Genomic DNA, 9631 nt, shown 5'->3' with positions numbered 1-9631 from the left:
TGACCAGCGCCGATACCGACCTCCCCCGACTTTGAAACAGCCCTGGGCCGACGGGGGCCCGTGGGGCCCTTGGGTTGTCCCTTAAGGGAGCGATTTCCGTGCGCATTATGTGCACCGGACCGTGCGGAGCCGGGCCGGGTGTGTGAGGGCGCGGGCTGTGGAGAATCTCCGGCGGGAATCTCCGGGAGTCCCCGGGGCGCCGGCGGGGTTCCGTGATGGATATGTGCGCCTTCCACCTGCGTCGATGTCGGGGTCGGGGTGGTGTTCGGGGTCGGACGCGGGTGGGAGGGGCCCCACCCGTATTGCAGGGGTGTTTCTGCGTGAGTAGGGGGGCAACGCGCGGGCGATGCGTCCGGGTTCCGTTGATATGAACCATGAGGGCATTACGTCGCCCGAGAGATAATTCCTCCGATCTTGTGTGGGTGGAAGGTCCGAATTCGGTCGGAGGGGTCGAGGAATTCTGCCGACGGGATTCAGAGAAAGCCTCGGTTCCAGGGATTCTCCGTGTGTACAGTTCCAGAGTCCGGTCCGGGAACTCGACGAACTCGGGGAACCCGGTTCTCTCCGCACGGAGGACGCATGTGGCAGCTGCTCTCCTACGTCGAACCCCTGACGGTGGGACTCGTGCTCGTGGTGCTGCTCGTCGGTGCGTTCTACCTGGCGCTCCACGAACTGCGCTCGCCGTCCGGACTCCCACGGGGCCTTCTCGCCGCGTGCACCCTGCTCTTCCTGCTCGGGCTGGCCGCCCCCGTCGGACAATGGGACCAAGTGGGCACCTATGCACGCGGCGTCGAATGGGCCCCCACTGCGGCCGTCGGCGACACCGTCGAGGGCACCGAGCACGAACTCACCACGGAACTCGGCGACGGCCGCCTCGCCCATTACACTTCCGGAGAACTTTCGGCGGACGAACGCGAAGAGCTCCGACGCTCCGAGGGCACTGATCTCTTCCTGCACGGAGACCCCGGGAGACTCGAGGTCGTGGACGTGCACGGGAACCCGTCCTCCGACCACGACGCCGACGCCGTGCTCGCCGACATGGGTGCGGGCCTGGACGGCGCCGGTGCGGCCGCCCTCCTCCTGGAGGAACGCCTGCTCGAGTTCGTCCTGTTCGTCCCCATAGGGGTTCTGGCCTTCTACGCCTTCGCCCGGTGGTCGGCGCGGATCTTCTTCGGTGCGGCCCTGTCGGTCGGCATCGAGACCGTCCAATGGGCCATGGCTGCGGGCAACACCGCACACACCGGGGACGTGGTGGTCAACATCTCCGGGTCCCTGGCCGGGACGGCCGTGGCCGCGATCGCCCTCGGCGCGGCCCGCTGGGTGCACTCACCAGCACCGGATCCTTCTCCGAGCCCGGTCGGTCAGGGATCCGGGTGACACGGGCGGGGCGGGCCGTCCCCTCCCGGCCCGCCGCGCCCGTGCATTCATCGCCGGTCGCGCCCCGCCACCGGTGTCCGTGCCCGTGGAGCGGGTCCCCCCGGACGCTCCTCGGGCGCGGGCACTGCAGCTGTGGCACCACAATGGGAAGCGATGAATCTGGTCAATCTTCAGGACGTGTCCCTGGCCTACGGGCCGCTCGTGCTCCTCGACGAGGTCTCGCTCGGCATCGAGGCGGGTGAGCGCATCGGAGTGGTCGGCCGCAACGGTGGCGGCAAGTCCACGCTGCTCTCGGTGCTCTCCGGCCTGACCGAACCCGACTCCGGCCGTGTGGTGCACAACCGGGGCCTGCGGGTCGGGTTCCTGCACCAGCGCGACGACTTCCCCGACACCACGGTGGGGCAGTTCGTCCTGGGAGACCGGGCCGAGCACGAGTGGGCCGGGGACGCCCGTATCCGCGACATCCTCCGGGGTCTGCTCAGCGGGTGGGATCTCGACCTGCCCATGTCGGAACTCTCCGGCGGTGAGCGCAGGCGCACCGGGTTGGCGCGTCTCCTGGTCGACGACCACGACCTCATCGCGCTCGACGAGCCCACCAACCACCTCGACATCGAGGGCATCGCCTGGCTCGCCCAGCACCTCAACGGCCGTTCCGAGGCGATCGTGGTCATCACCCACGACCGCTGGTTCCTGGACGCGGTCACCACCCGCACGTGGGAGGTCGGCCGCGGCACCGTGGAGCGCTACGAGGGCGGGTACGCCGCCTACGTGCTCGCCAAGGCCGAGCGCGAGCGCCAGGCGGCCGCTGCCGAGGAGCGCCGCCAGAACCTCATGCGCAAGGAACTCGCGTGGCTGCGCCGGGGCGCCCCCGCGCGCACGTCCAAGCCCAAGTTCCGGGTCGAGGCCGCCAACCAGCTCATCGCGGACGAGCCGCCGCCGCGCGACACCGTGGAACTGGTGACCTTCGCCAGCACCCGCCTCGGCAAGACCGTCATCGACCTCGAGGACGTCTCCTACTCCGTCCCGGACCGCACCCTGCTCGACCGCCTGACCTGGCAGCTCGGCCCGGGGGACCGCGTCGGCCTGGTGGGTGTCAACGGCGCCGGCAAGTCCACCCTGCTCAAGCTGTTGGCGGAGGAACGCGTACCCGACTCCGGAACGGTCCGGGTGGGCCGCACGGTCAAGCTCGCGCACCTGTCGCAGAACGTCACCGAGCTCGACCCCGCCCAGCGCCCGCTGCAGGCCGTCAAGGACGTGCGAGAGCACGTCACCATCGGCAAGCGCGACTTCACGGCCGGGCAGATGCTGGAGCGCTTCGGGTTCAGGGGAGAGCGCCAGTGGACCCCGATCGGGGACCTGTCCGGCGGTGAGCGGCGCAGGCTGCAGCTCCTTCGCCTGCTCATGGACGAGCCGAACGTGCTGCTGCTGGACGAGCCCACCAACGACCTCGACATCGAGACCCTCACCGAGCTGGAGGACCTCCTCGACGGCTGGCCGGGCTCGCTCGTGCTCGTCACCCACGACCGGTACTTCCTGGAGCGCATCACCGACAAGGTCATGGCGCTCATGGGCGACGGGACCCTGGCGTTCCTGCCCGGCGGCGTGGAGGAGTACCTGCGGCGCCGCGAGCAGACCGCCGGCCCGGCCGAGGTCCCCGGCGTGGCCGAGCAGGCGCCGAAGGAGCAGCCGAAGGTCTCGGCCGCCGAGCGCCGCGCTGCACAGAAGGAGATGCAGCGGGTCGAGCGCCGTATGGACCGCATCACCAAGCGTGAGACCGAGCTCCACGAGCTCATGGCCGCGGCCGCCGACGACTACGCCAAGCTCGCCGAGCTGGACGCCGAGGTCAAGACCCTCTCCGCCGAGCGCGAGGAGCTCGAGGAGGTCTGGCTCGAGCAGGCGGAGACGGCGGGCGACTGATGACCGCACCGACGGCGTTCGCCATCGAGAAGGACGACCTGTCCGGACCCGAGATCGCCGCGTTCCTCGAGGGCCACGTCCTGCAGCTCCGGGAGCTGTCTCCCCCGGGTAGCAGCCACGCCCTCGACCTGGACGCTCTACGAGCCCCGGAGGTCTCCTTCTGGCGGGTGTCGGAGGGCGGCTCACTGGTGGGCTGTGGGGCGCTCAAGGACCTCGGGCAGGGCCTTGCCGAGCTCAAATCGATGCGTACCAGCCCGACCAGGGTCCGGAGCGGAGTCGCTTCGGCCCTGCTCACGCACATCCTCGGCGAGGCAGAGCAGCGGGGGTTCGAACGCGTGAGCCTGGAGACCGGCTCGTTCGGGTTCTTCGCGCCCGCGCGCGCGCTCTACACCCGGTTCGGGTTCGAGTACTGCGCGCCCTTCGCTCCCTACACCGAGGACCCGCACAGTGTCTTCATGACCCTGGAACTGCCGCGCGACTGACGCTCATCCGTTCACGGTGCGGGCGCGCACGTGCATGCGCTCGCCCTGGGGCCCGAACAGCGTCAGGTACTCGGCCGTGCTCGGTCCGGGGTTGCGCATCGCGTGCGGCATTCGGGTGTCGAACTCCGCGGCCTCGCCCGCCTTCAACACGGTTTCCTGGTCGCCCAGGTTCAACAGCAGCCGGCCGGAGAGCACGTACAGCCAGTCGTGACCCTCGTGCCTCTGCAGGTCGGCGGGGGGAAGCGGCCCCTCGGGCGGTGGCACGACGAACTTGTAGGCACGCAGCCCGCTGAGGTCGTTCGTTAGCGGGACGACCGTCACCCCGTCCCTCGTGACCGGCGTGGGGTGCACGCGCGGGTCGCCGGTGCGGGGTGCGTCCACGAGCTCGTCCAGCGGGACCTCGTACACCCGTGCCAGCGGCAGCAGTAGTTCCAGTGTGGGGCGCCGCCCGCCCGACTCCAGCCGGGACAGGGTGCTGGTGGAGATCCCGGTGTCCGCGGACACCTGGGCGAGCGTGAGGTCACGTTCCTTGCGCAGGTCGCGCAGCCGGGGTCCGACCACGTCGAGGACGCGGGCGAGGTCGTCGTTCATGTCCGGTATTGCCGCATCGGCAACAAAGATTGTCAAGGCAGGGAGAACTCGCCGATACTGCGTGTCCATGGGAGGTCATGACATGGGCAGGACACGAGGCAACACGGACGTCTTCGACACGGTGGTGGTGGGCGGCGGTCCCGCCGGGCTCAGCGCCGCCGTCACCCTCGGGCGGGCACACCGCACGGTGCTGGTGGTCGACGACGGCACCCCGCGCAACGCACCGGCCGAGCACGCCCATGCCTACCTGACCCGCGAGCCAGGGCAGGCGCCGGGATCAACGCCGACCTCTTCGAGGCCGAGACCGCCGCCGCGGTCGCCGCCCGCGCGGCCTGAGCCGGGGGTCACCCGGTGAGCATGCGTCCACCCCGGGGTGGGGGTGCCCGGGTCCGGGGAGGGTCGCCGAGCCCGGGCACCGGGGCGGGTCAGCGGACGAAGTCCGCCACGGCCTCGCGGAACCGGTCGAAGGTGACGGCCGGCCCGGTGTTGTGCAGCGTGGCTGTCCGCACGGGGGCCAGCGCCGTCTCGACGGCGCTCTTGGCTGCGCGCACGGCCTCGGCCGGTTGCCGGGCGATGCGTGCCGCCATGTCGCCGACGGTGGCCGACAACTCGTCCTCGGCCACGCAACGGTCGGCCAGGCCCGCCGACACGGCCTCGGCGCCGTCGAGCAGCCGTCCCGTGTAGAGCAGGTCGCGTGTGACGGACGGGCCCGCGAGCATGTTCATCCGGGCCGCGAACGACGGGCTCGTCCGGATCCCCAGCCGGGCGATGGGCATGCCCACCCGGGCTGAGCCGGTGACCACACGCAGGTCACAGGCGAGGGCGAGTTGGCAGCCGGCGCCGGCCGCAACGCCGGAGACCTGCGCGATCACCGGGACCGGGCAGGCTTCCACCGCCCGGAAGGCCGATTCCATCCGGGCGAAGGAGCCCTCCACGTGCGCCTCGTCGGCTCCCGCCCACTCGGTCAGGTCCGAACCGGCGCAGAACGTGTCCCCGGCGCCGCACACGACGAGCGCGCGCACCTCCGGGTCGTTGGAGAGGCTCACGACGGTGTCCCGGATCGCCGTCCACCCCTGGGAGGTGAGGGCGTTGCGGCGCCGCCCGTCGCCGATCACGACGTGTGCCACACCTCCGTCCCGCAGTACCTCCACGTGCGCCGGCCCGGCACCACCGGAACCCGTACCGTCCGCCGTGCTGCCGGAGCCGGCCCCCGCGCCCGCACCGGGGGTCACGGCGGTGCCCGACCCGTGGTCCAGCTCCGCGGTCATCGCGCGGCCCCCGTCTCCCGCATCCGGGCCCGCTCCGACGCCTCCGCGCCCAGTGCGGTGAGGACCTCGTCGGTGTGCTGACCGTGGGTCGGCGGGGGAGTGCGCACCGACGACGGCCGCGAGGAGAGCTTCACCGGACTGGCCAGGGAACGCACGTGCCCGGCCGTGGGGTGCTCGACCCCGGCCACCATCTGCCGGGCCGCGACCTGGGGGTGTTCCAGAGCCTCCTCGACGGTGTTGATGGGCCCCGCGGGCACACCGGCCTCGGCGAGCAATCCCTCCCACTCGGCGGAGGTGCGTTCCGCCAAGGCCTTCTCGATCAGTGGCAGGAGCTCGTCGCGGTGGGTGACACGGTCCGAGTTGGTGGCGAAACGGGGCTTTTCAGCGAGATGTCCCAGTCCGATCGTCGCGGCGAAGCGCTTCCACAGGGTGTCGTTGCCCGCAGCCACCATGATCCGACCGTCGGAGGTGGGGAAGGCCTGGTAGGGCACGATCGTGGGGTGGGCGGCCCCGTGGCGGCGGGGCACGTTGCCGGTGGTGAAGTACCCGGCGGCAACATAGGTGAGCGAGGCGATCTGGCCGTCGAGCAGCGACACGTCCACCCACTGGCCCTGCCCGCTGCGGTCGCGTTCGCGCAGGGCGGCGAGAACGCCGATGGTCGCCCACATCCCCGCGGTGAGGTCGGCCATCGAGTTGCCGGTGCGGGCCGGTTCGCCCTCGGGATCGCCGGTGATGCTCATCATCCCGGAGATCGCCTGCGCGATCGCGTCGTAGCCGGGTTCGAGGCGGTAGGGGCCGGTCTGCCCGTAGCCGCTGATCGATGCGTAGACCAGGCCGGGGTTGTGGGAGCTGAGTTCCTCGTAGCCGATGCCCAACCGTTCGGCGGTACCGGGGCGGAAGTTCTCGACCACGACATCGGCCGAGAGCGCGAGCCGGCGCACGAGGGCGGCGCACTCGGGGTCCTTGAGGTCGACGGCGACGGAGCGCTTGTTGCGGTTGACGCTCAGGAAGTAGGAGGCCTCCTCGCCCTGGAAGGGCGGTCCCCAGCTCCGGGTGTCGTCGCCCTTGCGGTGGTCCTCGACCTTGATGACGTCGGCTCCGAGGTCGGCGAGGGCCATGGTGCAGAAGGGGCCGGAGAGGATGCGCGAGAAGTCGAGCACCCGGAGTCCGCCGAGGGTTCCTTCGTGTTCGAGCCAGGGTGAGCGCTCGTGGTCCATACCGTCACTCCTCACTTTGGATCACTGGATAATTGGATGATCCACTTATTGGACTATCCAGTAATCCAATAGCTGTGTGGGCCGCTAGTTTGCTAATCTGGCGCGGCGATGTCAAGGGGGTGTCAGGTGACCGATACGGGCTCGTTCAAGCCCGCAGTCCGATCACGCCTGTACGAGCAGGTGATCGATCAACTGCGTGAGCACGTCACACGCACCCGGTTGAAGACCGGTGACCGTCTGCCCTCCGAACGCGAGCTCTCCGAACGCATCGGTGTCAGCCGCGCCTCCATCAAGCAGGCCATCGTCGTGCTCGAGGTCCAGGGCCTCGTCGAGATCCGGCACGGCGGGGGCACATACCTGCGCACCGACCATCTCAGCCCGGAACCCGTGTCGAAGCTCGTCGACCGCAAACGGCGCCTGCCCGACGTCCTCGATGCCCGCGAGGCACTCGAGACCAAGCTGGCCGAGCTCGCCGCCCTGCGCAGGACCGACGACGACCTCGCCGCGTTCGACAGTGCCCTGGACGTCATGGAGGCCGACATCGCCTCCGGTGAACTCGGAGAGGACGGCGACCACCGGTTCCACGCCGCCATCACCGCGGCCGCGCGGAACGAGCTCCTGACCGCGTTCATGTCCGAGCTCTCCGACCAGATCGCGGAGACCCGGAGGGAGTCCCTCCACCAGCCCGACCGTCCGTCGCAATCACTGCGCCAGCACCGCGCGATCGTGGCCGCCATCCGCGCGCAGGACCCCGAGGCCGCCGTCGCCGCCATGCGTGAGCACCTGCAGTCGGTCAGCCGGGTCCGCCTTCTCACCTGGCAGCCGGACGACGACTGAGGCGTTCCCGCGCGCATCAGATCCACCCCGGTACGACGATGAACGTCCAGGCCGCCAAGGGAGCCAGCACGCAGAGTGCGCCGGTGTAGACCAGCATGCTGCGGTACATCCGCCCGGGGTCCGAGACGTTCGCGTTGGCCAGGACCAGCGCGCCGTTGGTCGAGAACGGGCTGATGTCGGTGAGCGTGACGGCGACCGCCAACGCTGCCACCATCGCCGTGGCGCTGACGTCGCTCTGCAGCAGGAACGGTACGGCCAGGGGGATGACCAGGCCGAGCATGGCGGTGGTCGAGGCGAAGACCGTCACCACGGCGCCGATCACACAGAGCAGGAGTGCGGCCAGCAGCGCCGACTCGATCCCGGTGACCATCGAGCCCACCCGGTCGATGGTTCCGGCCTCCTCCAGGACCGCCACGAACGTCAGCACACCGGAGAGCAGCAGAACCGTCGACCAGCTGATCTTGCTGACCGCGTCCCTCTGTCCCTGCGGGAAGAGCACCGCCAGGGTGACCGCGACGCTCATGGCGACGAACCCGAGGTCCATGCCGAAGCCGACCGTCAGAACGACCATGGTGACGAGTCCGAGCAGGGTCAGGCCCTGATCGAGGGTGATGCGGTCCGGGCCGGTCCGGTCGGGTTCGTCACCGGTGTCGTCCACCGGGGCGGAACCCGCTCCGCCCGAGGTGTGCCCGGCCCCGACGAGTGCGCCGGCACTGCCCGCGGACGCTGAGCGCCTGGCCGCCCCGGGGGTCTTCTCCATGATGAAGGCGGTGATCCTGCTGTTGCCGAGCAACAGGTAGAGGCCGAGGGCGAAGCAGAGGTTGAACGTGAAGTTGAGCACGAACACCGTCAGTGTGCTGCTCGCGATCGGCAGGTTCTGCTCCATCCCGTTGACGATCCCGCCGTAGATGCTGACGGGTGAGAAGCTCCCGGCCTGCGCACCGTGGACCACCATCGCTCCCATGAGGAGCGGATTGATGCGGTGGCGCGCCGCGAAGCCGAGGGCGACCGGGGCGATGATCGCCACCGCGGCCGGGCTGAACGCCCCGACGGCGGTCAGTGTGGCGCTGAGGAAGAACATGACCCAGGGGAGGGCCTCTGTGCGCCCCCCGACCGCGCGCACCGCGCCTCGTACCAACAGGTCCACGGTCCCGTTCCCCTGGGCGATGGCGAACAGGTACGTCACCGCGATGAGGATGAGCACGAGGTCCCCGGGGAACCCGGCGATGATCTCGGAGGAGCTCATGGACAGGGCCAGTGTTCCGACGAGGAAGGCCGCCACGAAGGCCAGCGCACCCATGTTCACGGGAAACGCGATGGCGATCACGAAGATCACCACCAGGGCCAGGACCGGCACCCAAACGATCGACATCGATTCTCCTTGCATGTGAATCGCCAGTGCCACGTGCGCCACTCTCGGCACAGTGGATTACTGGATAGTCCACTGTGCGGGTGACTCAGATCTCACGTCAAGGTCTGTTGGTTCACAGGTTTGCCCGAGCAAAAAAGATGTCCCGACGCACTCGGTGCGCACGGGACCGGGCGCTCTCTGCTGTGGGGGAGTGTGCTGGGGAGGATCCGGTCAGGCCACCAGCGTGGGGTCGGGTGCCACGACCTCCCCCGTGCTGCGCCCCGAACCGTCCAGGAGCCATCCCATGCGCTTACGCNTCAGGGGGGAAAGCCGTTTCTCCAGCACCGACTCCAGACGGCCCAGGTCCTCCGGGCTGCGTGCCCAGAACGTGAACAACAGGTTCGGCCCGCTCACCGTCGACACGCACAGCCGAAGCTGAGGGTGTGTGGTCAGCGACCGCACGGTACGCTCCACCTCCCCGCCGGGTACCTGCGCGAACCACGTGCACACCAGAGGCCATCCCGAATGCGGCTGTGCCAGTTCACACCGCAGCGACAGGTGCCCCGACGACAACAGCCGTGCAGCCTGGCG

General features: G+C 69.8%; 9 protein-coding genes. 5 read left to right on the top strand and 4 right to left on the bottom strand.

Annotation, left to right across the window (positions count from 1 at the left end):
* Positions 1–579: 579 nt before the first annotated feature.
* From D474_RS0111500 to D474_RS0111490, 3 genes are all read left to right on the top strand, one after another.
* Entirely contained in the window at positions 580–1377 is a 798-nt protein-coding gene (locus D474_RS0111500; protein WP_017613719.1) for a VanZ family protein, read from the top strand.
* A gap of 153 nt (positions 1378–1530) precedes the next feature.
* A complete protein-coding gene (locus D474_RS0111495; RefSeq protein ID WP_017613718.1) occupies positions 1531–3294 on the top strand; it encodes an ABC-F family ATP-binding cassette domain-containing protein in 1764 nt (587 codons plus the stop codon).
* Positions 3294–3776 (top strand): GNAT family N-acetyltransferase, encoded by a 483-nt coding sequence (locus D474_RS0111490; protein WP_017613717.1) that lies wholly within the window; start codon positions 3294–3296, stop codon positions 3774–3776. The genes D474_RS0111495 and D474_RS0111490 overlap by 1 nt, the downstream gene beginning before the upstream one ends.
* 3 nt (positions 3777–3779) lie before the next feature.
* On the opposite strand, the gene D474_RS0111485 is transcribed toward D474_RS0111490, so the two are convergent.
* The gene (locus D474_RS0111485; protein ID WP_017613716.1) at positions 3780–4367 is read right to left on the bottom strand and encodes a helix-turn-helix domain-containing protein; all 588 of its coding nucleotides are present in this window, start codon (positions 4365–4367) and stop codon (positions 3780–3782) included.
* Positions 4368–4449: 82 nt separating this feature from the next.
* Here D474_RS0111485 and D474_RS34070 point away from each other — a divergent pair, with 82 nt between their 5' ends.
* Positions 4450–4722: an FAD-dependent oxidoreductase gene (locus D474_RS34070; RefSeq protein ID WP_017613715.1), complete on the top strand. Its 273-nt coding sequence runs from the start codon at positions 4450–4452 to the stop codon at positions 4720–4722.
* Between the two features lie 70 nt (positions 4723–4792).
* On the opposite strand, the gene D474_RS0111475 is transcribed toward D474_RS34070, so the two are convergent.
* A complete protein-coding gene (locus D474_RS0111475; protein WP_017613714.1) occupies positions 4793–5635 on the bottom strand; it encodes an enoyl-CoA hydratase/isomerase family protein in 843 nt (280 codons plus the stop codon).
* Entirely contained in the window at positions 5632–6852 is a 1221-nt protein-coding gene (locus tag D474_RS0111470) for a CaiB/BaiF CoA transferase family protein (RefSeq protein WP_017613713.1), read from the bottom strand. Before D474_RS0111470 ends, D474_RS0111475 begins: the two co-directional genes overlap by 4 nt.
* A 126-nt stretch (positions 6853–6978) precedes the next feature.
* Between D474_RS0111470 and D474_RS0111465 the strand changes: the two genes are divergently transcribed.
* Positions 6979–7689, top strand: a complete 711-nt coding sequence (locus D474_RS0111465; protein ID WP_026118397.1) for a FadR/GntR family transcriptional regulator — start codon at positions 6979–6981, stop codon at positions 7687–7689.
* 16 nt (positions 7690–7705) lie between these two features.
* Here D474_RS0111465 and D474_RS0111460 read toward each other — a convergent pair whose 3' ends face one another.
* Complete coding sequence (locus D474_RS0111460; RefSeq protein ID WP_017613711.1) at positions 7706–9061, bottom strand: SLC13 family permease; 1356 nt, start codon at positions 9059–9061, stop codon at positions 7706–7708.
* Between the last annotated feature and the right edge of the window lie 570 nt (positions 9062–9631).

This window comes from Nocardiopsis salina YIM 90010 (genome assembly GCF_000341025.1).
Taxonomy (GTDB): domain Bacteria; phylum Actinomycetota; class Actinomycetes; order Streptosporangiales; family Streptosporangiaceae; genus Nocardiopsis; species Nocardiopsis salina.
This window is presented reverse-complemented; position numbering and strand designations above follow the sequence as displayed.

Coding starts and splice junctions, on each gene's coding strand:
- D474_RS0111500 (WP_017613719.1), top strand. CDS start 580: ATGTGGCAGCTGCTCTCCTACGTCGAACCCCTGACGGTGGGACTCGTG.
- D474_RS0111495 (WP_017613718.1), top strand. CDS start 1,531: ATGAATCTGGTCAATCTTCAGGACGTGTCCCTGGCCTACGGGCCGCTC.
- D474_RS0111475 (WP_017613714.1), bottom strand. CDS start 5,635: ATGACCGCGGAGCTGGACCACGGGTCGGGCACCGCCGTGACCCCCGGT.
- D474_RS0111460 (WP_017613711.1), bottom strand. CDS start 9,061: ATGTCGATCGTTTGGGTGCCGGTCCTGGCCCTGGTGGTGATCTTCGTG.
- D474_RS0111470 (WP_017613713.1), bottom strand. CDS start 6,852: ATGGACCACGAGCGCTCACCCTGGCTCGAACACGAAGGAACCCTCGGC.
- D474_RS0111485 (WP_017613716.1), bottom strand. CDS start 4,367: ATGAACGACGACCTCGCCCGCGTCCTCGACGTGGTCGGACCCCGGCTG.
- D474_RS34070 (WP_017613715.1), top strand. CDS start 4,450: ATGGGCAGGACACGAGGCAACACGGACGTCTTCGACACGGTGGTGGTG.
- D474_RS0111490 (WP_017613717.1), top strand. CDS start 3,294: ATGACCGCACCGACGGCGTTCGCCATCGAGAAGGACGACCTGTCCGGA.